The organism is Cobetia sp. SIMBA_158 (assembly GCF_046566945.1).
In the GTDB taxonomy this organism is placed as follows: Bacteria; Pseudomonadota; Gammaproteobacteria; order Pseudomonadales; family Halomonadaceae; genus Cobetia; species Cobetia amphilecti.
Genome location: NZ_JAWJYL010000544.1, coordinates 1 through 262, shown reverse-complemented (window position 1 = coordinate 262; position 262 = coordinate 1). Strand labels below are relative to the sequence as shown.

Here is a 262-nt window from a genome sequence, read left to right as displayed (position 1 = left end):
AAATCGTAAATGATTTTCGGGGCTGATGTAACATCTGGTTGCTGAGTTGTATTAATTGTATCGAAACATCCTAGTTCTTCATTAGTTTCAGGATCAGTCACATCTTCTAATAATCTATCGATTAAACCCTTACCAATTACGTTCCCATCAACAACTATAGCTTTAACTCTAGACTTTTGTATATCTAGATTTCCCCCATATTTATAAAACATTTGTTTAACAATTATGCTTTGTTCCTTAAAACTTAATCCATTTGGCGGTT

1 protein-coding gene is annotated in these 262 nt (G+C 32.4%); it reads right to left on the bottom strand.

Features of this window, described 5'->3' with window-relative positions; genetic code table 11:
- Positions 1-262: hypothetical protein (locus R2R70_RS21020; protein WP_410979052.1), on the bottom strand; the 262-nt coding region annotated here is incomplete at both ends.